Source organism: Psychrobacter sp. CX16, assembly GCF_057396245.1.
Genome location: NZ_JBXYJF010000038.1, coordinates 1 through 25863, shown reverse-complemented (window position 1 = coordinate 25863; position 25863 = coordinate 1). Strand labels below are relative to the sequence as shown.

Below are 25863 nucleotides of genomic sequence, written 5' to 3'. Positions count from 1 at the left end.
GACAGACTCCTTGAAATATTTTGTTACTATGGATACATCAACAATAAGCAAGGTTATTAATGCTCAACTCACTGAATACACCAATGACTTTGCTATTGAAAATAATTTACTAGGAGAACGACAATGAATACATTACAAAAAACACTTCTTGCTTTGGCTGCTGGTTCATTAATGACTGCTGGCGCACAAGCTGCAATTACTTATGGTAATGGTATGACAGCTGAACCATATATCGGTGCCAAAATCGGTCAGTATGACCTAGATAAAGCAGATGACGAAGCATTATCATATGGTATCTACGGTGGTGCTAAATTCACACCTAACTGGGGTATCGAAGCTGAATACCTAACTACTAGTGATGAAGATTTCCAAGGCGGTGTAAGTAAGTCTGAATATAAAGCGGATGTCTATGGTCTATATGCAACTTATGACTATACTTTCCCAGGTTCAGACATGTATGCTAAAGGTCGTCTAGGTGTTGCGAAAAACAAAGTAGACGTAGACTCTAAAACTGTGGCATACAACCGTTATGACGGTAGTGAATCAGACACTGGTATAGCTGGTGGTGTTGGCCTAGGTTACAACATCGCGCCTAATGCAGCAGTAGAGCTTGCATACGACTGGTATCCAAAAGTTGATGACGTTGCAGACCAAGGTGACTTAGATGCTAGCGGTATCACACTGGGTGCTAACTTTAAGTTTTAATGCCGTACCCTTAGTCTAATATCTCAGTTTATTACAGCGCTCATATTTAGATACTGTAATTGTGGATAAAAAGATAGATACAATGATGGTAATCCCAAAACGACTGCTTCGGCAGTCGTTTTTTTTTGCCTGAAGGTTTAATCGTTTTGATAAGATTTTGCAAATGTTTGCTATAAATGGATCACACAATACTAATAGCCTGCCTAGCTCATAAAAATGGTAATATAAATAATAGGACAAATAACAATAAAGATAAGTTTAAGGATAATACCATGTTCGTTATAGAGCCTTGGCACTGGTTAGTGCTCGGTGTGATACTCATCATCTCTGAGATGTTTTTAACCACATTCGCCACCTTATGGTTTGGGGTTGCTGCCGTGATTGTGGCGCTATTAGCGTGGCTGTTCCCGATATCTGAGCTTATACAGATTCTCACTTGGCTAATATTGTCCGTTGCCATGGTCTTTATCTGGTTTAAGTTTGTGAAACCGTTGTCTGTGGACCGCACAAAAGCGGGACTGGGCGGCGGGATTATTATTGGTGAGGTCGGTATGATAGTCATTAAACCGCAAGCCGGCCGCAAGGGCATGGTACGCTTTAGTGTTCCCATAGTGGGCGCAACCGAGTGGATGTGCCGTACCCGAGGTGAAGCAGTAGAGGTGGGGCAGCGTGTGGTCGTGGTTGATGTGCTTGGCAATGAGCTAATCGTGGCCGCCGCAGTAACACCAGCACAGATTAATCATAGGTAATCATCAACACATCGTTGAAAACAGTTAGATATTGATAATCAATAAACGGCTATAGGCTATAGAAAGTACGAATAAAAATAAGCAGGAGTAGGACAATGGAAAGTTTTAGCATCGTAATGATTGTGCTGGTTGCACTGGTGGTATTCACCATCTTTAAAGGGGTACGTATTGTGCCTCAAGGATATAAGTGGATTGTTCAGCGTCTGGGTAAATATCATCAGACTTTAGAGCCGGGTTTGAATATTATTATTCCTTATGTCGATGATGTGGCCTATAAGCTGACGACCAAAGACATCGTATTAGATATCCCATCACAAGAAGTCATTACCCGCGATAATGTGGTGATTATTGCCAATGCAGTGGCTTATATCAGTATTGTACAGCCTGAAAAAGCGGTCTATGGTATTGAGGATTATGAACATGGCATTCGCAATCTAGTACAGACCTCATTACGCTCTATCATTGGTGAGATGGATTTGGACAGCGCCTTATCAAGCCGCGATCACATAAAGGCGCTGCTGAAACAAGCCATCTCTGAAGATATAGCGGACTGGGGCATTACTTTAAAGACAGTAGAGATTCAGGATATTAATCCATCAGATACGATGCAAACGGCGATGGAGGAGCAGGCTGCGGCAGAGCGTCAACGCCGTGCGACGGTAACACGCGCTGATGGTCAGAAGCAGGCCGCTATTTTGGAAGCGGATGGTCGCCTAGAGGCATCGCGCCGTGATTCTGAGGCTCAAGTGGTATTAGCCAAGGGGTCAGAGGAGTCTATTCGCCTTATTACTCAGGCCATGGGGGAGGAGGAGATGCCAGTGGTATATTTACTAGGCGAGCAGTATATTAAAGCGATGCGAGAGTTAGCAGAGTCTGACAATGCCAAAACTGTGGTGCTTCCTGCTGATATATTAGGAACCGTCAAAGGGATGGTGGGTAATAAATTTAAAGTCTAATACTTGCGCTCGATTGAGTTAGTTGCCTTACATCTGTTTCGGTACTCTTTTAGTTACCTGAGACTATAGGTAGCTTCTAATTAAGGTCACCTCTATACAGGCGCTAATATAATTAGCATTTAATTTAAGTGGTATCATTTCAAGGATACGTTTTATCAGCGGTTTTATATAAGCTTAATCATGAAGTCAAAGAGTCGATCCGTTTAAAGTCACTAAACGGGTCGACTCTTTTTTTTGTAACTTAGAAACGGGGTTTTGGCGATTTTAATAGAAATCCTTAATAGGAATCTTTAATTTTATCAAGTTGAGCTTAATATGTAACACGTTATTATAAATATAACTAATCAGCTTCTTAATAGCTTTCTCCATGTCAGTTTAAGAATGATAGGGGTTTAAGGGTAATTTAACTTTTATCGCTTATTAATCGACCCATCAACTCTGGCAATTAGAAACGAGATGTCGCAATTAAAATAGGAAGAATTGGTTAAAGCTGCTTACTCAGTGTTAATGAATGAATGGCTCATTATCACACTATTAACGGTATTCATCTTTGTGATTAAGTTAGATGTCTCTCAGCTTTTGCTATGAAGTTTCGATCTAGTTTACATATAGGTGACGGTATATAACATATTTATTATTTTGTCTATATTGATTCATTGCTAGAATTTTTGGGCAAGAAATTTTTTTGCTATATATTCACTAAATTGTTTAAAAACATAGTTTAATAAAATATTAAAATTAAAGTATATTGATTAATTTTACTTCTCAATGAAACAATAAATTCTTGTACTTAACAAATAAAACCAAATAAATAAAGGAAGGAATCATGACAACTGAAAATTATACTATTGCAGATTACTTGTTTGATCGTATCGCTGAAGCAGGTGCAACCGAGGTTTTCGGCGTCCCAGGCGATTATAATCTGTTGTTTTTAGATAATATTATGAAATCCGATAAGCTACGCTGGGTCGGTAATATGAACGAATTAAATGCAGGGTATGCTGCTGATGGCTATGCTCGTGAGCGTGGCTTTGCGGCACTGGTCACAACCTTTGGTGTTGGTGAATTATCTGCCATTAATGCGACAGCGGGATCCTATGCCGAGTATGTGCCTGTATTACATATTACCGGTGCACCTAAAATAAAGCTTCAAAATAGAAAGTTGGTATTACACCATAGCTTAGGTGAAGGTATCTTTGATAACTTTGCGAAAATGGCCGAATCAGTAACGGTAGCTCAAGCTATTATTACGCCAGAAAATGCAGCTTCACAAATTGATTATGTCATTAGTCAAATCGTCAAAAAACAACGTCCTGGTTATATTGCATTACCCGCTGATGTGGCGCAAATGCCAATTTTTCCACCTTCAACCAAACTTGATTTGCAAAGAGAGAATAATACTAGTCAGCAGGCATTAAGCGAGTTTAAACAAACCTTATCTACCTTTATTGATGGTAAAGAGACTTCTCTACTTGCAGATAGTATGGTGAAACGTTTAGGACTAAAAAAAGAGTTACAAGCACTCATTGATGATACGAAGATACCTTATGCAACGTTATCATGGGGTAAGTCACTTCTAAATGAGCAAAATGAACGTTGGGCTGGCGTATATTATGCAACCGTGTCAGATCCAGTTGTTAAAGAGGTGGTTGAAAATGCTCAATGTCTCATCAAGGTGGGTGTGACATTTACAGATACCACAAGCTCAGGGTTTAGTGAGAAGATTGAGTCCTCACGAACCGTGACTATTAACGAAGAAAGTTCAATGATAGGTGATGAGGTATTTGCCCCTATTAGTATGAAAGATGCGCTGCAAGCATTACATGAGGTATTAACCTCAGGTATTAATGTGATCGCCAAGCCTCTCAATGGGGAGATTAAAGCCTATCAACAAGAAAGGGGTGATGATGAGCCTTTATTACAACAAGATTTATGGCATATAGTTGCCAAAAACTTGAATGAGAATAGCTTGGTATTTGCTGAGCAGGGGACGTCTTATAATGGTATGGGTCCGATTGGATTGCCAAAAGGAGTGACATTTCATGGTCAACCACTCTGGGGCTCAATTGGTTACACCTTACCGGCCAGTTTAGGGGCAGGACTAGCATCATCAGATAAGCGTACAATTTTGCTTATCGGTGATGGGTCATCCTTATTGACCATTCAAGATATTGCGGTAATGCTCCGCGAGAAATTAAACCCTGTTATCTTGCTTATTAATAACTCAGGTTACACCATTGAGCGCGCTATTCATGGAGAGGATGAGCTTTATAATGATATTCCTAATATTGATTGGCAAGTCATTCCACAAGCGTTCGGTGCCACTGAAGATAACTGTTTAATGCTAAAAGCGAAAACAGCAGGTGAGCTAAAATCTGCAATTTCCCAAGCTAAAGAAACAACGGATAAATTGGTATTTGTCGAAGTGTTTACTGGAAAAATGGATATTCCACCAGTATTAGCGAAACAGGCAGCGTTGTTCTAATCGCTGAATTTGATTGGTATATAGAACCCCCTATAAGCATAGAGCGTATAGGGGGTTTTCGTTTTGGCCTAGTTTTGGACATATGATTTACAAAGCAGAGATTGTCTATAACATAACTCTTATTTCTGCTGTATTTATTCATTGCTAAAATTTTGGCGCAAGAAAGATTTTAGTTATACAAAACCGATAACTATAAGCCATATCAACTCTGGAAATTAACCTATCGAGCAAGGCAAGCCTAAACACAACAAATCAAACGCGACAAATAGTAGATTTAACAAGACTGTCCAAGCCTGAAAAGAATAGGTTGTTTTATAAAAAAAGTATAAGGAATAAAGATGTCGACAGAACAATATACAATAGCTGATTATTTATTTGACCGAGTTGCTGAAGCAGGGGCAACCGAAGTATTTGGGGTGCCTGGAGACTATAACTTATCTTTTTTAGATAATATTGTTGCCTCTGATAAGCTACGCTGGGTCGGTAATACTAATGAGTTAAATGCGGGATATGCGGCAGATGGTTATGCGCGTGAGCGCCGTTTTGCCGCCATGGTGACGACTTTTGGCGTTGGTGAATTGTCCGCAATAAATGCCACGGCAGGCTCCTTTGCAGAGTATGCGCCCGTGCTACATATCGTGGGTGCGCCGAATACTAAACTAAGAGAGGGGAGAAGCCGTCTGCATCACAGTTTGGGAGATGGAGAATTCAACCATTTTATAAAGATGGTAGAGCCAGTAAGCGTGGCCAGAGCAGAACTTACCGAAAAAAATGCCGCATCGGAGATTGATAGGGTGATCCGAATGGTATTAAAAAAACAGCGTCCTGGCTACTTATTATTATCACCCGATGTGGCTAAATTACCCATCTATCCACCCACCACTAAGCTTAAAGACAGTGAAGAGGACATTACCAGCCAAAAGGCATTGGTAGATTTTAAACAAGCCTTAACAGATTTTATTGCCGGTAAAGCCACGACATTGATTGCCGATTTGATGGTGCATCGCTTAGGACTACAGCCGCAGCTTAAAGCGTTAATTGCAGCTACTCATATCCCGTATGCGACCTTATCGTGGGGTAAGTCATTGCTGGATGAAAACAGTAATCGCTGGGCAGGGGTTTATGTCGGTGAGCCGTCGCAGCCTGTGGTTAAAGATGCGGTCGAAAATGCAGAGTGTTTGATTAAACTGGGGGTAAATTATACCGATACCACCACAGCAGGTTTCACTCAGAAGATTGATAGCTCACGGGTGGTCGATATTCATGAAGAGCGTGCTACAGTGGCTGATAAGATCTACTCGCCCATCGCTATGAAGGATGCACTGCAAGCCTTATATGAGGTTCTAACTTCTGGCATCGATGTCATACCTAAGCCTTTAATTGGGCAAGTAGATGTGCATGAACAACAAGGGGGAGATGACGAGCCCTTATTACAAAAAGATTTATGGCACCTGATCGCTGACTGCTTAGATGAGAATAATCTGGTGTTTGCCGAGCAGGGAACGGCGTATTTTGGGATGAGTGAGGTACGCTTGCCTGAAGGGATTACGTTTTATGGTCAACCCTTATGGGGCTCTATTGGCTATACTTTACCTGCAAGCCTAGGCGCAGGCATAGCCTCTCCAAATAAGCGAAGTGTACTATTAATTGGCGATGGTTCAGCATTATTAACCGTTCAAGACTTGGCGGTGATGATACGCGAAAAATTAAACCCAGTTATCGTGCTTGTTAATAATTCTGGCTATACGGTAGAGCGCGCAATCCATGGGGAAAAACAGTCTTACAACGATATTCCTTACTGTGATTGGCAGATGATGCCTAAGTCGTTTGGTGCAAACGATGACAACTGCGTTATCCTAAAAGCGTCCACGCCCGCTGAACTGAGATCAGCGTTAGAGCAAGCAAAAATCACTCAGGATAAAATGATGTTTATTGAAGTGGTGACGGCCGTTATGGATATTCCACCTCTATTAGAAGATGTGGCCGCTGCACTTTAATAATATCAAATCTATAAAATACCCTATCTTTGTCAGGCTCACTGAACCTACTATTTGTAGCGTTCGCATTCGCCCTCCTCGATAGGTTAATTTCTAGATTTGTATTAGACTCAATATAGAGTGGATTTAAATTGAGACGTCATTTGAATTCACCTATAGGTAATAAAAAACCGACCAGTTTTGGTCGGTTTTTTAGTGGTATAAATCCTAAATGACTTTAGAAAACCGCCCTTTCTCTTTACTGGCCAAATAGGTATCAAATACCATGGCTACGTTGCGGGCAAGCAAACGACCTTTGGGTAGTACTCGAATACCAGCGGCATCCATATCAATCAGTTTGTCTTGCTGCATATCCCCTAATTGTTGAATCTCTTCAATAAAATAGGGGATGGCATCGATACCGAACTTCTGATTTAGGTCTTTGAAATCTATGTAATCATGACATAGCAAATTCATAATCACATAGCCACGTAGACGGTCTTGAATGCTGGTTTTAATATGCTTAACGGCAGGCAGTTTACTGACATCGATGCAAGCTTTATATTCCTCAATAGACGTATCATTTTGCAATATATGACTGGCTGAAACGCCTTTATTAGAATACAGCGTGCTATTAATTTGGCTTATCGCCGAAACCCCAAAGCCTATTAAATCACAGTCTCCTAGGATAGTGTAGCCTTGGAAATTCCGATGCAACTGACCTTCACGCTGCGCCACTGCTAGCTCGTCATCTGGTTTGGCAAAGTGGTCAATACCGATATATTGATAGCCGGCTTCAGTCAAGGCGGCAATGGTATTACTAAACATCTCAAGCTTTTCGGCTGGCGTGGGTAAATCTTCGTCTTTAATCTGACGCTGCGGCTTAAAGCGAGTGGGTAGATGCGCATAGTTAAATACAGAAATACGATCTGGACTCATCTCAATAATACGCTCAACCGTATGTGCAAAGCTCGCCGGCGTTTGATGCGGTAGACCATAAATCAAATCAATATTGATCGAGTTGTAGTTTAAGCGGCGCGCCTCATCCATAACGCTTTGAATCAATTCTTCCGATTGAATTCGATTAACCGCAATCTGCACTTTATCGTCTAAATCTTGCACCCCAAAACTGACACGGTTAAAGCCCAATTCACGTAGCTTCTCTAAGGTATTCTCGCGTAGCTCACGGGGGTCAATCTCGATAGAGTAATCACCACTGCCGCCTTTTTCTGATGGGGCATCAAATTCAAACTGAGTTTGCAAAAACTTCCATAGCGCAATTAGTTCATCATCACTAAAGAAGGTTGGGGTACCGCCGCCCAAATGCAGCTGTTTTACAAACGGCTTTTTACCCAGCTCTAGGGTCGGCAATAAGGCTTGTTTTTGCTTAATTTCTGCAAATAGGTAATCAAGGTAATCACCGGCATCGCTGTTCTTTTTAGTAATAATTTTATTACAAGCGCAGTAATAGCAAAGATGACGACAAAACGGGATATGGAAATAAAGCGATAACGGGGTGTTAGGATCACGGTTGGTTAGTATATTAAACTCCGTGCCTGCTCCAATAGGCTTAAACTCAAGCGCAGTCGGATAAGAGGTATAGCGAGGACCTGAGCGATTGTACTTATGAATCAGCACTTCATCATATTCTAACTGCGGCACGCTTGACGACGCTTGATCAAACTGGCGACGCGCATAAGGGTTGGTAGGCGTGAAGTCAGGGCGCTCAGTGCTGGGTGGCAAGTTTGCTTGATCAGAGAAATGGGCTGAAGTAGTCATATGATTGGCCTTATCGGTTTCCCGATAAACAGGAGCAAAGAGGAGGATAGAAAAACAATATAGCGCTTAGGCATATGCCCTAATTATAGCAAATTAACCTAAGGTAGCTCTAATCTGACCAGTTTTGCAAACACCTATGGTAGCAGTGTGGCTTTAAGCGGTGCTTAGCTCGTAAAGCCGCTTATTACCAGTCATTATAAAAGCCGTTTTTTAATACCGCCTATGGTGACTAGCATGACGCCCAATGCAATTAATCCGGCGCCCAATGCCAATCCTTGAGGTGGTGATTCTGCTTGCAAAAATATAGCAATAGGGACGGCAAAAACGGCAGCCACTGAGCCAAGTAGGCTTAATAATACTGGTCCGCCTACCTTTTGTAGGATAAATAAAACCTGGAATTGACCGGCGAAAATAAACGCCTGTAACACGATAAGAAATAAAGACACTATCATCGCTAAAGGATCTTGGCTTGGCAGCGCTAATGAAAAATTGGGCAATAAGCTGACTAGCCCTAATTGCAAGGCGGCCGCGACCAGCATACCCGGTGCTAATGTACTTGGCGAAGCACCTATTGGCCAGCGCAGAGTACGATATAAATTACCAATGGCAAGCAACACTGGGCCGCAAAGGGCAATAACAATCCAGAATACACTGGTATCAGGAGCGTTAAGCTTATTTGCAGCCAGTACACCCGCACCGCTTAATGCTGAAGCCACACCTGCAGCGCGCATCGGATTAAATGTTTCCATCTTTAGTATGAGCGCACCAAGGTAGGTCAGCAAAGGCGGCAGGGAGATAATCAGTGCCACAAAACTTGCGCCAACATGAGGCACCGCTGAGAAAAAAATCAAGTTAGAGCCAGCAACACTCACCAAGGCAGCTACTAGATAATACTCAAAACTACGTTTGGTTAGCGGTGGCGGTTGCTTTTTTATTAACGAGCTAAGAACTAAGATAATAGCCGCACTAATAATCGACCAAAATACAAAAGCCAATGGCTCGATACCAACCGTGCCCGCATACTTTGCCATATTAGTAGATAAACCCAATAATATACCGCCGAGTAGCAAACAAATCACAGCAATTATGGCGTTTTTATTCATGGCTTTATTCCTTTGATTTGCTGTCTACTACTCATGAGATAGGCATGGGTTTGATAGAAGTTGGCGACTGTTATTGCTATTGATTTTATCATCATTAGTTGAATAGATTTTATGATTAAAGTCAGACAGTAATGATGTGGTGTTTGCTTACTGTTGATGAATAATTTATTATCAATTTAAGGAAATTAATAATAAATTTTTAACAATAAGGTTAATCATGTCTTTTGCCCAAGTAGATACACGTTCTGTGGTTGGGCTACACGCGCCTAAGGTCATGGTTGAGGTGCATTTATCACAAGGATTGCCTGCTTTGACAATAGTAGGCTTGCCAGAAGCCGCTGTACGGGAGAGTAAAGACCGAGTGCGTTCAGCAATGATTAACTCTAACTTTCAGTTTCCCAATCGCCGCTTAACCATTAATCTTGCGCCTGCTGACTTACCCAAAGAGGGTGCACGCCTCGACTTACCTATTGCGATGGGTATTTTGGCGGCAAGCGGTCAGATAGAGCCAGAATGGCTGGCTGGGTATGAGTTTATTGGCGAACTGGCGTTAAATGGTCATTTGCGTCCCGTTGCAGGTAGTTTGGCTGTGGCACGTGCCATAAAAACCGATATCAATAACAGTCATAAAAAAAGCCAAGCTGAGGATAGTAACCCAGATAACCTGTTAAGTCAGGCTGATACGGCTGATGAAAATGATAAGGTTAAGGCCAGTCGTAAGCTGATTGTTCCTGCTGATAATGGGGTAGAGGCCAGCCGCGTTGCTGGCGTGACTGTCTATGCTGCTAAAAGTCTACAAGCGGTCTGTGATCACCTCAGAGCTGAAAACAGTATTCATTTTAGTGCAGAAGATGCGCCCAATACTGAGGGCCTACTATCAGAAGTTATCTCAACAGTGCCAGTACTTGATGCCACCTATAAGGTGGATTTATCAGACGTAAAAGGTCAGCACCATGCTAGACGCGCGTTAGAGATAGCGGCGGCAGGTGGACATTCATTGTTGTTCACCGGTCCTCCAGGGTCGGGAAAAACCTTAATGGCAGCGCGTTTGCCAACCATATTACCTGACTTAAATGATGAAGAAGCGCTCGAAGTAGCCAGTACTTATTCGGTAGCCGATACAGAATATCAATATGGCAGCAGACCCTTTCGCGAAATTCATCATACTATTTCAGCGGTGGCTTTAGTAGGTGGGGGCTGTCAATTTCAGAAATAAATGTCAAATTTCAGAAATAGATGTCACAAACCTCTAACTAAAGCCTGCTGAAAACTTTGAACCTATAATACTGATAGGAGTTTTTAGGTATGTTTTTTGAGGCTAATAAACGCACTTCTCATTATAGTAGTTTTACTATTAGAGACATTCAAGACAACTACATCTCAAATCTAGATAAAAACGCTATATTTAGTGAAACTGATTATATGGTTGTTTGGTATGGAGAGATTTATAACGCAAACAATCGCAATAACGCAAGTAAGTTAGTTGAAGTTGTCTTTGAGAACCAAAGGACAGGATTTCAAGTAATTAAAGGGATTCCATTAGTTGCTATTGGTTCTTTCCCAATAGGCTCGATATGGAATAATGGTAAAGCTATTGAAAAAGTTAAGTTTGAATCTTTTTCTGTGATATTAAATGGTGATGCTGGCAATGTAACATACTCAGCCAATAACAATATAGAAGAAGGTGAAAGGCGCTTTATAAACCGTACTAACTATCCTGTTTTTAATATTAATAACGAAAGCAATACTATGCTCGTGGTGCATCAGAACGGCATAGATTACGTTATACATCCTTTGTTATTCTTTAATACATTATATGGCGTTTCTAAGCATATTAATCGTGTCTTGCTTACTTATACATGGGCTGATGTTGAAACACATCTAGCGTTGAACATTACTGATAGAGCAAATCCTGATGCGGTCGTGATACCCAAAAAAGGGGTTGTCGGTGATGCTGTATTCTTACACTACTTAAAGTATGATGAGTATGCGTCTGAAGTGGTTAGAAAACTACATGCTTATGTTAGGGCGAATTTTGCAGAGAGAGGTTCAACTCCGTTATGCGTCGAGCCTTATCACAACCAAGATATTGAGCTTGTGTTTAAAGGTCATGTGCTAGATGAGGACGGTACAATCGTATTGTGTACCGAGATAACAGGCATATCAATGCCTCAAGGCGAACCCATCGAGTTTATACTAGGTCGAGTGACTAATAACGAGCTAACTATAGACGGATGCATGCCTCATAGGATTAAGCCTTTAGCTCACTTTATTGAGCTTGAAGAGATAATATTAGATGCTAATGCCAGACCTAATAATGAAACGACTGCTGTTGCCAGACATAGAATTGAAGATATAGGAACTATTAGAAAGCTTGTTAAGGCAGAAAACTTCAGTGAGGAGGATGCTTTAGAATCCACTAAGGCTGGTGTTACTGTTCTTGATGGCCCAATGCCTGAAATGTTTGCTGACGGAGATAGGATTGGTTTTGGTGGCGATGTAGGGTTGATTCAGGTTCTTAATGGAGTAGGTGTAGATGCTAATACGGATAAAAACAACTTTGAAAGAATCTTGTATTTCGCACAGATGTTAAAGTCAGACCCTAAGTACAGCCCTGTCACACTAGACTGTTATACCCAGCAAGGTTTTGTTGGTGAGGTAGCTGTAGGTTGTACTTCAAGGCAATACAGGAGTAGCTCAGTCGGTTCGGTATTTGTTTTGCGAATTATTACTGGTAAGGGAATATATGTGATTTTTGATTGCGATTTAAGAAAAGGTAGCCAAACTAGCGGAGTGGCGATTAAGGCCAATGCCGATGTTGTTCAGTCGGGCTTATATACTGATAAAATCGAAATGGTTATGAGCCAATTGTTCGCTAATAATGGGCGTTTATTAGATAAAAAATTGATAGAAGATGAGTTTGGTAAGATTAAGTTGTTTAAGCATACCTACTCAGATGGTAGTAATTGGGTTAAAAGGGTTCTTAGTAAATTTTGATGTTATTTGCTTTTTTGAATAACAAAAGCTTTTAAACTAATTATTAACTTTTAAAGGAAAAACCTATGTCAGAAAGGGATATTGTTGAAACTCTTACGTTAGCTCAAATTGATAGTTTGAGACAGATAGAAGCGTTAAATACTGAAGAATTTAGAATTTTATTTGAGAAGAGCTATATATCGTCAGAAGAAAAAATTTTACTTTTTGATATCCTGAGTTTGTTTAATAGCATGGAGTTTAATCTAAATAGAGTGGTAGGTTTAGAAAGCGACGGTAAATACTGTGGTGGCTTATCTGTTTTTCTAAATGAAAAGAATTTAAAGCAACACCCTATTTATAAAAAGTTATTTAGTGCAGACTTAGAGCTAAATAATATTGGGATTGTACGAGATTATATAGAAGTTAGACATTTAATAGCTCATGGTCTTGTTAGAAAGCATAAAGGTACAGAGAGCTTGGTTTTCTTTACTACCAACAGAAAAGATTGGGGTAGAAAAGTTGAGAGCAGGCTTGCAAATTTAGAAAAATTCATCAATCGTTGTGATAGTGAAACTATACTAAACCAGCTACCTCCAAACCATACTAGTTATGCAGTTTTAACTTTGGATTTTCTGAGGTTTTTAAAAGCCATATTAATACCAATAGAAAATCAAATTGCTAAATTTGCGCAAAAAGAAACACAGTAAGTATAAGGTATGATTTAAAACAACTAACTGATAAGGAGAGGCTTTTAAGCCTCTCCTTATTTTTGTATTTCGGTCTAAAGCTTGGTTTAATTGACCACATCAATTTCATTAATTTTTTGCATTAGTTCATCAGTTAGGCTTAACGCTGCAATGATATTCATATAGTGCTTAATATCACTCATATTAAGCGTTCTATCCTTACGGTCTTTTAACCATTTTTGAGCTGGTTGATAACCACCAATATAGAACTCCCAAGCTACAAGTGGAACGTTGTCAAAATACTGCTCGTCATTAATCCAAACCTTGCCAGTGGTTGCATTATCTTCGCTTGGCTCAAAACCTATACTCGATTTGGTCATCTTACGAGTTACCTCGTTGTTACCACCTTTAGGGTAGCTGATACCAAGGGTTTTAGTCTTTTCAGCTAACTTAGGTGACTCAAGTAAGTGAATTTGTCTTAGTTGACCGCCTAATTCAACCAGTTGCCAAAACTGCTCAGCATTTTTAGGATAAGGCACTCTTGGAAAGTCGGTTTTCAAGAATTCTTTGTATGTGTCTCGATAGGTTGGACTGTGTAAGATAGCATATATATAGTCTAGGATATCAATTGGAGCAAAAGAGTTAGGTTGGTTAGTCTTCTCATTGGTAAACTTTAAATTGATATTATTAGCTATTTTCTCAACGATACTTTGATGCAAGTTCGGCTTGCGATTTGCTACAGTGTCATTCTGAGATGAGTCACACCCCTCTAAACTGGATTGTTTCTCATCCTCAAGGTAACAGTACAGAGGGAAGTTTACACCACCACCCCTATAATATATGTTTAAGTCAGAAATAGAGTTGGTAACAAAAGCTAAATTCCACTGCATAGAGCCTACTGCTTGACCTTGCCTACCAATAATAAGAGCTATATTTTCTGAATCAAAGTTCTTCATAACAGCTTGACGGCTTCTATCAATAAAGCTTTCATTGTAATACACGTATTGAGTATCTAGTGGACGATAAGCTATCCGCTTAATGAAATCTTCTTTAAAACTCTCCTCTTTTAATTTAACGCTATCAATCTTCCATGACTTACTCTCTTTAACTGGTAAGTCGCTCAAAATTTTATTTGTATCCCATTCAAAGAAGTTTTTAATATTGCTTTCAAGCACACTCCTTTCGCTAGAAACAACTAAACCGTCTCTATGAGTTGCGATGCCAACGCTATTGATATTAAAAAGCTCTGATACGCTAAAGTGCTCTAAATACTTGTTTTCAGCCTCAAAATCCATTTGCATCATGAAGTAATTTGGTGCTCTGTTAGGTATTTGCACAAAGTTTATATTTTCAATAGTACGTTCGGCTAGGAATTTGTATTTTTCTTCTCGTTTTCCGTATAAATCAAAATGATATACTTCGGCTAATTCACCATTTCTTTTATTACCAGTCTTTATGAAAAGGTTTATTGATACACCTTGCATGATATCAAATACGTTTTCGTCTTTACTCCCATCAGGAGCTACTTCTTTCTTTTTAGCATTACCGTGAAGGTCAATTGCGTATATCTTGTCATAGGTATTCAATAGTTGCCATCGCATTCCTCTGAATGTTGGGTTATCCAAAAAACCATGTGGATTAATGAACGCTAAAACCCCTTCGCCATTCTTTTCAATGAATTGCTGTCCATAACGCATAAACTTAACGTAATCATCATTCAGCCACTTAGGGTTACGCTCATTAAGTTTTTCTATTCCTCCTGGTTCTGTTTTGTAGTCCTCCATTAGAGACATAATCCATTCACCTTTATTGGCACTCGCACCACTGTAAGGAGGGTTTCCTAATACCACCATAACAGGGGCATCACGTTTGATAGCATTGGCTTCGTTTGCTTCCGCAGATAACCAACCAGCAAAAAGTGTTCCTGTATCTGGGTGATGTTCTTCTAAGGAGTTAGTTAAGTATACTTGTAGTCGCTTAGGGTGGATAGGTTCATAACCTGTGTCTGCAAGCAACATATCAAGCTTTAAGTGTGCCATAGCATAACTTGCCATAAGCAACTCAAATCCGTGTAAGCGTGGAATTAAATCCTGCTCAACATAACTGCTCCAAATACCACTCATATTCTCAAACTGAGAATGAAAAATATGTTGGATAATAGCAGCTAAAAACGTACCTGTACCTGTGGCTGGGTCTAGTATTTGAACCTTATGAACAAGCTCTTTAATAGTCTTGAAACCTGACTTAGTACGACTATCAGGTGTTTGAGTTTGCTTCTCGATTTCAACTTTACTGGTATCAGCAATACCATCTGCTAAACCAAAATCAGATTTTAAAATGTCATCCACGGCACGAACAATAAATTGAACAACAGGCTCAGGTGTATACCAAACACCACGCTGTTTGCGAAGCTTCGGATTATATTCAGCTAGGAAAGTTTCGTAGAAGTGAATAATTGGGTCTTGAGTTTTTGTGGTCTTACCGAAGCTTTTTAACATTGTTGCTACATCAGTTGCTCTAAACACCTCAGCTAAGTTATCTACTGTAGGTTTAATACGCTCATCGATGTTTGCCCCTGCTACATAGTCAAATAAACGTCTTAAAAAAGGGTTTGTTCTAGGTATCCGCTCGGCAGCCTCTTGGCGACTAAAGGTATCTAATGTGTCATCATGCAACCGAGCAGCAAACATACCGTATGCTAAAGTCTGAGCATAAATATCGGCAAAGTCAGATGGTGTTAAGTCGTGAATAAGAACTGTTTTAAATGTTTGGTATTGTTCACGTAAATCGGAGTTAGAGTCTAAGTCCTCGTCACTTGTCACAGCATTGTAAAGTGTGTTCTCAAGTAGACGAGCTTTACCTGCCATCAAGGTTGCAAGCTTTTGCGCTGACTTAATGGTTTGACCAACATACATACAAAAGTCTTTCAATAACTCAGCCAGACGCTCGTAGTTTTCTTCAAGCGTAGTGATAGGTTTTGTTTTATTGTTTGCTATTTCACCTATTGATATGTCATGCACCAACTCCCCACTTATATAAAACTTAAAACGCAAGTAATCGGTAATCACTAAGTTATCCAAAGCACTTTTATAACGTTCAAACTGCTCACTAAATGACTTGGATTCTAAGTTTTTGCCTATATCTTTTGCTTCAATAAAACCAATAGGTATGTGCTTTTTACTGATTAAGAAATCAGGGTTTCCGCAATCTGTTACTTTACTTGGTTCATTAGTTACATTCACGTTTGGCGATAGGTTGTTAATCAGAACCTCTAAATCTTTACGAAATGTATGTTCTGAGCTATAGCCCAGCTTTACTTTTTCAATAACGCCACTCATGTAATCACTTACATGCTTGATATTATCTGTACTGGCTTTAGATGACATAGGTTTTCCTTTTTTAAGTTTAATGCTAAAGCAATAAATTGATGTTTTAGTTTTGATTTGTATCGCACCCTATAGGCTTGGGAATGCAATACTCCTTGTTGTGGTAAATAATAATCTGCATATCATCGTCTAACTCTTTTATTTCAGCTAGCTTTAAAGCTTTGATGCTAATGCTTGTATCATGAAACAAAGACATTGCTAACTGATACCACGTTATCTTTTCTTTATCTGTGAGAGGTTCTGGCTTGCTTGCAAGTTGCATCAGAGTTTTTTCAAGTTGTTTTCTGCTAACCTTAGCAACCTCATCTTGCTTGGGACGATTGCATTTTAAGTTACTACCGTATTCTTGATTTAAAAAGCTAATAAACCCTATCAGAGAATTATACTGCCCACTTCTTTGTATCAGATATGCGTCTATTTGCGCTTGATTTGGCGTATAACCCACTTCAATTTCAAAAGTGGTATAAAGACCCACAACAGGCTGAAAATTCATTCTGACGGTTTTTAGAGCTATTTCCTTAGAGGAATGTCTTTTCAGTAAAAATCTATAGTAGTTTGAAACCTCCTTGGGTAATTCTGAGTTGAATTTATTAAGTAGATTTATAATGCGCTCCTGTTCAGCGACATAAGATTTAACCTTTAGGTCTTCGATAACCCTATTAGTATCAATAAGCCACCTTAGAACAGTAAGGTTTTTTCTTAAACCCTCAGGTTTAAACTCGTTTACCAGTATCTTGTATGATGGAATCTCGCCCCATAGTTCATCACAGCGAATGAAGAACTCAATAAAGTTATTATTTTTAAGCTTAGCTATCTTAGAACCTTTGTTAGTCGATAACCAAGATACAAACTCTTGATAGTCATTCTTGACGGATTCAGATGAAAATAGGTAGCTATTTAACTTGGTTTCATGTGTCAATCTATCTAGCCAGTAGCAATCCCAACACCTCTCACCTAAACCTGCTGGCATTAGCTTATTACAACTACCGCAGGGAATTAGACCCTGTTCATGACATCTTTTGCAAATCCTGCCATTATCGGTATCAATCAGCTTTCGATAACGGCCACAAGACTCGCAGGTTTCATGAAAGTGTTTTTGATAACATGAGGTACAAATTGGTTGGTTGTGCATTAAGGTGGTATAGCAACAAACATTGCTTTTAAACTCACCACACTCGAAGCATTGCTTCTTTTCTTTAAAATACCCTACATAACAGGTCTGACAAACTCTGCCGTATTGAGTGTTAGCGCCATTTTCGAAGGCATCTCTACCACAACGAATACACGGCTCTTGCCTCATACATTTACGGCAAATATTGACTGACTCTTTTTTATGAAACCTGTTTAAATCACCGCACTTGTCACACGGTTTTTTAACAAACCAAGTGCGATAGCAGTTAGGGCAATAGCCCTCACCTTTAAACCGCCTCTGAATAATGGTGTTGCGTTTACCACAGCAATCACATCTACTTTTCTTGGTTTTGTTCACAATGTCTCTCATAAGCTTTTTGCATTTCCATCTTGCGCTTGAGTCTAGCCCAATGGTTTATAACTACGTTTGGTGGTGTAGGGTTGTTTGGACTCTTTTCAGTTCTCGTTTTTGATATATTAGACTTAGGTAGTTGGTTGTAAACAGGTAGAAAAGGCTCTGGTATTTTTGAGTCCTTTGACCAATGAAAGCTATTTTGAGTAGCGTCATGTAGCTCACAAACTAACGTCCATTCTTCTAATGATATTTTCATGAGCTTGTAGGCGCTCTCTAACAAAAACAGTCTTTCTTTGGCAGATAAATGGTCGAAACTAAGCTTGCTTCTAGGTACTGTGATTTCATCCATGTCATGAATAATTCCAAGCGATATTAGAATTCTCCCAAACTTATGGTTAACATTCTTAACCGCTTTTCTTGTAATATTCACTAAAAACAGCAAGCTCTCAAACCAATCTGCTATATCAACCATTTGATTAAACACCAACCCTTGCTTTGCCCTATAAACCGTAACAGCAGTTGCTTGATATTCGCAGACTGTCTCTGATGGTATGACTTTAGCCGTTGGCGCATTCATTTTTTCATTACAGCTATAGCAGTAATTAATCTTTCCAATATCAATAGGAACTAACTGAGGTTGATAGGGAGCATCACAGTGAGGGCAATTGCTTTGCAAAACCACCTTATGTTTTGTGCAACACACAACCCAAGAGAATCGCCATAATATGGATAGATATGCTTCATCATCACTTTCTAAACATTCAGGACAATAAGGATTGCCTATGCGTGAGTAGCGATTACGCTTTGATAAAGGAGTCGTCCAAGGGTACGCAACCTTGCTGTTAATATTCGTTCCAATACACTTTGCAAAATAAGCTAGGGTGTGTTGATGGAGTTCATCCTCGTCAATTTCAGCTAAGGACGCTATATCTTTGTGGACTTGAGCATCAATATGCTCAACCCCTTTATCAATATCGTAAATCCAAAGTCTAATCGGTCTCCAGTGATACCATGTAAAACTTAAAGGAGGACAGAACTGGTTGAAAGAAGCTCTAATCAACCAAGATGTAAGGCTCTCATCTTTACGAAAGTTTGTGGTAAATACTAATGGCTGAACCGTAGCTATAGGTAATGTTTTTAACCAATAATCTTGCGTAAACCTTTGGTCGGTCTTAGACATGACTTACCCCTGATGATATCAAGCGTGATGGCTTCTTCACCTGTATTGATTGCTTCAATCGCACATTCGTTTAGCAACCTTTTTACGTTACCTAAATTGCCGTCACTAATACTGTGAATTAAGTTAGTTTTTTCTATATCAATGAGATTAGAGGGGTTCTTCAAAGGCAGTATTCTTTCAAAACTACCTAACAGCCTTCTAAATTCTTTATTGTTATGCCATATAGGAAGTTCAGCCACATCAAACCTACTAGCATGTTGAGGGTCAGTATGTAAGATACGAATAGCATCTTTAGTGCCACAAAGTACAATAGGTAGTTCAAGTTCGTTACATAAGAACTTAATGGCATTCATCATTAATCTTTGCTGACGAGCTGTACCTGTTAGCATAGAATGAGCTTCATCAATAATAAGGATTTTTACATTGGTCTCACGGAATGAATGAACTACTTGATGACGTAAAACTCCACTCGAATCACTACTTCTAAAAGGCAGACCTAGAGAGTCAATTAAGCTGATATAAAGCTCTTTTTCATTGGCTGATGGGGGTGCTTGAATTAAGCGAATAGGGACATTTATTCTGTCATTATCATCAACATAAGTATCGCCAAACTTCTCATTAAATCTTTTGATAATAGTCGTCTTTCCATTATTGGAATCACCTATGAGTAATAGGTTAGGCATACGGTGTTGTTTAGGCCGATTCATTAAGCTTTGCAGGGTATCTAAGATTGTATTGGCAGTCTTATAACCAATCCAACGAGGACTATGGATAAACTCAATTCGCTCATTATCAGGTTGGTGAGCGATATGTCTAAACTTCTCATGTATATGTGGGTATGGAGTAGAGTTCATTAGTCGATATCCTCATAAAATAAATCATCATCTATGTCGTTATCAGAAACACTAGTGTCAGTATTTTTATTATCAGTGATAATGTTAGCTGTATCTAAAGCGTCTTTAGCCTTATCCTCTTGTCTAATAGCATCATAGGCTTTTTGAGATTTCTTATGAGATTTTCTTCTCTGCTCTTGTCTACGCAAACTCTTGGTGGTTTGCTGTGAGCTTTCAACAAGCGATTGCATATCCTCCCATGCCTGATAGATTAAAGCCTCATTGACCGTTCCAGATTGCTCTCTAACTTTATTTTTGAGTATTTTGTATTCCCACAAGCTCATAGCAGGTAAGGCTTGGTTTGCCAAAGGAATATTAAAGTAGTGCTTTAGAACAGGGTCATAAAACCAGATGTTGCTAATGTCTCTAGGGTCTAGTCTAAAGGTAAACTTACGCTTAACTTTACTATTACTACCGTCGTTCTCTGTAGCATTGATATAATTATTAAGGCTAGCATCGTAGTACTGAAGCCCATCAATAGTGACACCGTTTCTTTGAATGGTTCTCTCTATGCTAGGCATGAAATCCAACATAAGTGTCTGAGCATTCTCAGGAACAGCAGGAATACCAATACCTTCCTCGTAACCGTCACCTAACAAGCCTATACGCCACTGTTCATTTGGAGTCCTTCCAATGCTGGAGTGGATGGTTTCGTGATAAACCTTAGTGATGTAAGTAAGAAACCAAGTTTCAAGCTCATTTAAGGTTAGCGAGGCATGTTTTTCTGAGTTGTATTCGTCTTTTTCTTTAATATTGGAGAAGGTTGTTCCAGGAAGTCCATGAACCTGCTTCATCAAGGTGCCGATTAACCTTTCAATGTGTCCACCAAACTCAGGTCTCGCTAGTGGTCTAAACTCAATATCAATACCATGAAAAGCACAAGACTTTTTGAGGCTCTCAGCTCTAAAATCAGAGCCATTATCAACGTGAATTTTGGCAGGCTTACCAAACACATCCCATGTCGCATCATGGATGCTAAAACTTGTTAGAAGCTCGTCTTTTTTAAGAATACTTCGGGCAATGCACATGCCTACAGAGGTAACAGAAGGGGCATCTAAAGATATATAGTAGCCTGTGATGACACGACTATAGACATCAATGGCTACGGTCAGATAGGGTCTACCAATAGGCTTTCTGTATTTATCATCTACCAAGATGATATCTATTGGGGTATGGTCAATCTGAATTACACTTAGAGGGTAATTAGCATCGGGGAACTGTCCTGCTTTAGCAGTAAACTTTTGTTTAGCTCTTTTGCGTTGACCACGCCCTCTGAGTAACTTTTCTTCGCTAATGTCTTTAATGCGCTTACGGATAGTGTTGGGGCTAGGTTTCTCATACCCTGCTTTGAAACAACGCTTATTTACCTCTCGTATAGTTGCTTGGATAGTAGGTCTTTGAATGGTTAGGTAAAAATCGTTAATAACCTCATTAATAAGGTCGTCAGCTTCAGGTTCTATACGAGCCTTGCCCTCTGACCAACCCCGCTTTCTATCCAATAAAGAACCTATTGAGTTTGTAGATTGATACTGCTCAACCCAACGCCTCAGAGTACGGCTAGAAACGCCCATTTCTTTCGCTCGTTTCTCATACCCCTTAACACCGTTATAATTAAAACCTACACCGCCAATCAAAGGCTTTATAGCTAGGTATTTGCGTTGTGCTTTTTGCCAATCCTTATCACTAATCTCGTTTAAGTCTACCTTTACGGACACATCGCCCTCTGAGGTAACATTCTCAAAATCATGCACACTTAATACATGGTTGCTTAGAGTAGATAAATCCTTGAAAACCGCTTGATTTATATCATCTAGGAATTCAAGTAATAAATACTCTTTTTTGTCAGTTTTATTGGTATATAAACCGCCAATAACCATTTGTATGTAATCACGTTTGAGAGGAGTGAAGTGGCTTTTACTCACTATACCCACTGGTGCTTTTATATCGTTTTCATCGTTATTCATACCACACCTCAAGTTTTTCGCTACGAACGTCACTCCAAATATCAAACTTGATAAGCTTGTTTATCATTAGATACCACATCAGCCTTCTACCATGTTGTCGGTAAAGGTCTGACTTAAAGTAACGCTCTAAAATGTATTCAACGGTAGTGAAGCCTCTTAGCCTTATATCTTCGACAATTGCATTAACTTCATCCTCTGAGACTGCAACATTCTTATACATTGCAAGGAACTGAAGGTTCTTAAAGGCGTAATGGTGAATTCTATCTTCGTCATAGATAGAGAATTTGAAATTCTGTTCTTTGCAAAAGGCTATTGCTGACTTCCATTTGTTTGACCAATCCCGCCAGTTTTCTTGCCACTCTTTTTTGGGTTTAACCTCTACAAGTAAGGACTTGCCGTAGTCTGATTTAACCTGAACAAAGTAATCAGGTGTGTAGTTGTACGTTCTGCCATTTTTCTTAAAAGGGATGCTTATAGGCTGAGGAACAATGTCTATAACATCGTCTCTAAATGAGTGGTAAATTAGAAAATCACGCTCTAAAGTGGACTCAAAAGCAATAGGTTCGCCTTTATAGGAAATATGACCAGATACACTTCTTCTAACCGCAGGAATCTTTCGTGTTTGTTTCATAATTTTGTGACATTTATTTGTGGTAATTTTTAAGAAGTTGACATCTATTTCTGGTAATTCGCAAGAAGTTGACATCTATTTCTGGTAATTTGTGACATTTATTTCTGGTAATTGTAGTCTAAAAGACGCATTATGTGGAGTGGTTTTTGACATTTATTTCTGAAACTGACAGGGGCTCACGTCCAAAACCTGGCGAGATTACTTTGGCCAATAAAGGGGTTTTGTTCTTAGATGAAATGCCTGAGTTTGACCGCAAAGTGTTGGAGGTATTGCGCCAGCCATTGGAAGCTAAACAAATCACCATTAGTCGTGCCAATCAGCAAGCGACTTTTCCGGCAAATTTTCAGTTAGTCGCCGCTATGAACCCCTGTCCTTGTGGCTATCAAGGTGATCCCTCGGGCCGCTGTCATTGACAAATACAAATTTAAATGATAATCACAAAACTAGATGATAATTACAACTATAATTGATAATATGTATAAGCTTACATTCAAGGTAAAATTGGTGAAGTAAGCTTAAAATTATATTAATCAAACGAAACTTGTATAAATTAGAAAAGGTTTTATTGTGAAAATAATATTTGAGGATGAACGCTTCGAAAATAGTTATTTTACGAATGAAGCATTGTATAGGTTAGAAGCGATTGAAAATATTAGTAAGCATGAGCCGTTTGGATTTCTAAGAGTTAAGTTTTTCCAGTTACATAAAACAGTGTCAATAAATAAGTTAAAAAGTCATTCATCAAGCAAAAATTACAATAGATACTTTGATTGTATTGGCACAAATTTTAGTGAAAGATTAATTATTGTAGACGTAAGAGTTGAACACTTATACCTTCTGTCAGCAGGCTCAATTTGGGAAGCTACAGGCTCTAAAGCTATTGAAAAGGTTTTTGAGCCTATTACCTCAGAAACTATCGAAATTGGTACAGAACGAAATAAATGTATTCAAGAAGATGTCTACAAATCACTAGATACTTCTGCTAAATTTAACCCTCTAAATCTACGTAATAAGTTGCCTTTATTAGCTATTTCAGATTCTTTTGTTAAAGACAAAGATGCTACAGTTCTTATTCCCTATTCTGAAATTATTAGACACTATTTCTCCGCATCGACATACTTTATTTCTAAATTATTTGAAGAGGATTGGATAGTAGAGTTAGCTGAGCTTATTGGAAGTGTGGAAGATAACTCTGACATATGTTCGATAAAGCTCAACAGCAGACATTTTCTCGACAGCGATGTTCCCTTTATAGCTAGAGCTTTGATGGACAAAGCAACACTTTTTGCAATGCGATTAATTTATAGTCGTGCCAATAATGCTTTGAAATGTGCAGAACGAGAGGGTTATTATCACAATTTGACTGGATTGCCCATAGAAACAACCTTACCTTTTAAAGATGGAACTAAACTTGACGTTATAGGACACTACTTAAATAAAGAAGATAGTGAAGACAGATTCTTTTTAGTACGCAAGATTCAGACTTGTCACCACTCTTGGCCATTTAAAAAGTTAAATATTGTTAGTGCAGAAACTTTTAAAAATCGTGAGAGAGAAGAGTACGAGTTTAGAATGTCTAAGGAACAAGAGTTAGTAAAAGAAGATCAAATAGAACTGACTGCTGGAGATAGGCCAACTGCTAATAAGACTGAATTAATTATAGAGCTTGATCAAAGTGCACGTTTTCCATTCCTAAACACATTACCAGTTCAAAAGAAACGTGAACAGGATGGCAAGGAAGAGACTATTTACGATGTCATAGGTATTAGCCAAGTCTCTTTACAAGATAATCAGGCGATAAACACAGGGTCTTTAGGTAAAGAAAACTATGTAAAGAATAATACAATTAACCCTGTAAAAATTGCGCCTGAGAAAGGCGAAAGTGAAATTAAATCCCTTAACGAAATTTCTGAAATTTTTCACGAGATCGAATTAGAAAATGAGGATTGGAGCATTACAGCCTTACCAATGAATCAAACTGATAATACTCATCCTTATGGATTATTTAATTTTGAAGGCACAAAATGGTCTCAAGCTTACAATAGAAATCGAAAAGGACTACTATTAAAAATTGAGATAAGAGATACGATTGTACTGTACTGCTTAGATATTGAACCCTATAAAAGTACAACGTTTAGTTTGTTTCTGTTCACGAACCCTATAACCGGTACGGATGAGATGGCGCTAGCTGGTATTGTAAACACGGTTAGTGAGAACAGTGGCAAAGGGATTAAGTCAATTTTAAAGTCTAGGTTTAATATAGTAAAACCATTGAAACATACTAGCACTGCCAATAATCCTATTAAAAATAGGATAATCAATAAAATTGATGAGATCGTGCCATAGCCTCATAGCCTCATAGCCTCATAGCCTCATAGCCTCATAGCCCCACTGTAGCGTCTTCCATTAAAATTTCTTTGTATATTACAGTTGGTTAAAAAATGCTTTAACTAAGTTTTTTAAGAAAGAAAGTTAAATCTTTCATACCATCTATAAAACAACTGTTTACATAAAGTATGTTTTAACTTTAATTTTACTTCTCTATTATAAAATTTCATACCTGTCCTGTTAGGAAAAATAATATGAAATTACATATTAGAAACATTAGAAATGTAACTATCCCCTAAAATAACACAGCTCAAACGTAGAATTTCTTATAAAATACCCATAAGGAGTTTTGATATGAGCAAACGAATGACTGAGACCCAAATCGTATCGATATTAAAAGAAGCAGAAGCTGGAATACCTGCTAAAGAGCTGTGCCGTAAATACGGGATTGCTAGCTCGACTTTCTATAAATGGCGTTCCAAGTACGGTGGTATGGAAGTCTCTGATGTTAAGCGATTAAAAGAGCTTGAAGAAGAAAACCGTAGGCTTAAACAGATGTTTGCTGATTTAAGCCTCAAAG

17 protein-coding genes and 2 pseudogenes are annotated in these 25863 nt (G+C 39.0%); 11 read left to right on the top strand and 8 right to left on the bottom strand.

The window, feature by feature from the left end; genetic code table 11:
* The first annotated feature begins 123 nt into the window (after positions 1 to 123).
* The 5 genes from AC2SLM_RS11760 to AC2SLM_RS11740 all read left to right on the top strand — a co-directional run bounded on the left by AC2SLM_RS11760 (position 124) and on the right by AC2SLM_RS11740 (position 6892).
* The gene (locus AC2SLM_RS11760; RefSeq protein WP_486554053.1) at positions 124 to 705 is read left to right on the top strand and encodes a porin family protein; all 582 of its coding nucleotides are present in this window, start codon (positions 124 to 126) and stop codon (positions 703 to 705) included.
* A gap of 272 nt (positions 706 to 977) precedes the next feature.
* Entirely contained in the window at positions 978 to 1454 is a 477-nt protein-coding gene (locus AC2SLM_RS11755; RefSeq protein WP_486554052.1) for an NfeD family protein, read from the top strand.
* Positions 1455 to 1549: 95 nt separating this feature from the next.
* Positions 1550 to 2410 carry an SPFH domain-containing protein gene (locus AC2SLM_RS11750; RefSeq protein WP_486542655.1) on the top strand — a complete coding sequence of 287 codons (861 nt, stop codon included), beginning with the start codon at positions 1550 to 1552 and terminating at the stop codon, positions 2408 to 2410.
* Between the two features lie 826 nt (positions 2411 to 3236).
* The gene (locus AC2SLM_RS11745) at positions 3237 to 4895 is read left to right on the top strand and encodes an alpha-keto acid decarboxylase family protein (RefSeq protein WP_486554050.1); all 1659 of its coding nucleotides are present in this window, start codon (positions 3237 to 3239) and stop codon (positions 4893 to 4895) included.
* A gap of 338 nt (positions 4896 to 5233) precedes the next feature.
* The gene (locus AC2SLM_RS11740; protein WP_486554049.1) at positions 5234 to 6892 is read left to right on the top strand and encodes an alpha-keto acid decarboxylase family protein; all 1659 of its coding nucleotides are present in this window, start codon (positions 5234 to 5236) and stop codon (positions 6890 to 6892) included.
* 207 nt (positions 6893 to 7099) lie between these two features.
* Here the strand turns inward: AC2SLM_RS11740 and hemN are convergent, their stop codons facing one another.
* Together hemN and AC2SLM_RS11730 are read right to left on the bottom strand one after the other, a co-directional pair.
* On the bottom strand, positions 7100 to 8650 hold the full coding sequence (hemN, locus tag AC2SLM_RS11735) for an oxygen-independent coproporphyrinogen III oxidase (protein ID WP_486554047.1): 1551 nt from the start codon (positions 8648 to 8650) through the stop codon (positions 7100 to 7102).
* A gap of 194 nt (positions 8651 to 8844) precedes the next feature.
* Positions 8845 to 9753: a DMT family transporter gene (locus AC2SLM_RS11730; RefSeq protein ID WP_486554045.1), complete on the bottom strand. Its 909-nt coding sequence runs from the start codon at positions 9751 to 9753 to the stop codon at positions 8845 to 8847.
* 217 nt (positions 9754 to 9970) lie between these two features.
* Here AC2SLM_RS11730 and AC2SLM_RS11725 point away from each other — a divergent pair.
* The 3 genes and pseudogenes from AC2SLM_RS11725 to AC2SLM_RS11715 form a co-directional block, all read left to right on the top strand.
* Positions 9971 to 10951 (top strand): annotated as a pseudogene (locus AC2SLM_RS11725) (YifB family Mg chelatase-like AAA ATPase); the annotation flags it as partial.
* A gap of 107 nt (positions 10952 to 11058) precedes the next feature.
* Positions 11059 to 12750 (top strand): hypothetical protein, encoded by a 1692-nt coding sequence (locus AC2SLM_RS11720; RefSeq protein WP_486554043.1) that lies wholly within the window; start codon positions 11059 to 11061, stop codon positions 12748 to 12750.
* A gap of 65 nt (positions 12751 to 12815) precedes the next feature.
* Entirely contained in the window at positions 12816 to 13436 is a 621-nt protein-coding gene (locus AC2SLM_RS11715) for a hypothetical protein (RefSeq protein WP_486554041.1), read from the top strand.
* A gap of 86 nt (positions 13437 to 13522) precedes the next feature.
* Here the strand turns inward: AC2SLM_RS11715 and AC2SLM_RS11710 are convergent, their stop codons facing one another.
* From AC2SLM_RS11710 to AC2SLM_RS11685, 6 genes are read right to left on the bottom strand one after another with little or no spacing between them, the layout of a single operon-like run.
* Entirely contained in the window at positions 13523 to 16801 is a 3279-nt protein-coding gene (locus tag AC2SLM_RS11710) for a type ISP restriction/modification enzyme (RefSeq protein WP_486554039.1), read from the bottom strand.
* Between the two features lie 46 nt (positions 16802 to 16847).
* Positions 16848 to 18290, bottom strand: a complete 1443-nt coding sequence (locus tag AC2SLM_RS11705) for a hypothetical protein (protein WP_486554037.1) — start codon at positions 18288 to 18290, stop codon at positions 16848 to 16850.
* The gene (locus tag AC2SLM_RS11700) at positions 18268 to 19467 is read right to left on the bottom strand and encodes a TniQ family protein (RefSeq protein ID WP_486554035.1); all 1200 of its coding nucleotides are present in this window, start codon (positions 19465 to 19467) and stop codon (positions 18268 to 18270) included. Before AC2SLM_RS11700 ends, AC2SLM_RS11705 begins: the two co-directional genes overlap by 23 nt.
* A complete protein-coding gene (locus tag AC2SLM_RS11695; protein WP_486554033.1) occupies positions 19425 to 20321 on the bottom strand; it encodes a TniB family NTP-binding protein in 897 nt (298 codons plus the stop codon). The genes AC2SLM_RS11700 and AC2SLM_RS11695 overlap by 43 nt, the downstream gene beginning before the upstream one ends.
* A complete protein-coding gene (locus AC2SLM_RS11690; protein ID WP_486554031.1) occupies positions 20321 to 22324 on the bottom strand; it encodes a Mu transposase C-terminal domain-containing protein in 2004 nt (667 codons plus the stop codon). Before AC2SLM_RS11690 ends, AC2SLM_RS11695 begins: the two co-directional genes overlap by 1 nt.
* Positions 22317 to 22955 (bottom strand): TnsA endonuclease N-terminal domain-containing protein, encoded by a 639-nt coding sequence (locus tag AC2SLM_RS11685; RefSeq protein ID WP_486554029.1) that lies wholly within the window; start codon positions 22953 to 22955, stop codon positions 22317 to 22319. The genes AC2SLM_RS11690 and AC2SLM_RS11685 overlap by 8 nt, the downstream gene beginning before the upstream one ends.
* 173 nt (positions 22956 to 23128) lie before the next feature.
* Here AC2SLM_RS11685 and AC2SLM_RS11680 point away from each other — a divergent pair.
* The 3 genes and pseudogenes from AC2SLM_RS11680 to AC2SLM_RS11670 all read left to right on the top strand — a co-directional run.
* Positions 23129 to 23362 (top strand): annotated as a pseudogene (locus tag AC2SLM_RS11680) (ATP-binding protein); the annotation flags it as partial.
* Positions 23363 to 23522: 160 nt separating this feature from the next.
* Positions 23523 to 25301: a hypothetical protein gene (locus tag AC2SLM_RS11675; protein ID WP_486554027.1), complete on the top strand. Its 1779-nt coding sequence runs from the start codon at positions 23523 to 23525 to the stop codon at positions 25299 to 25301.
* A gap of 336 nt (positions 25302 to 25637) precedes the next feature.
* Positions 25638 to 25863, top strand: a 226-nt coding sequence (locus AC2SLM_RS11670; RefSeq protein ID WP_486551868.1) for a transposase, incomplete at its 3' end; no start/stop codon positions are given.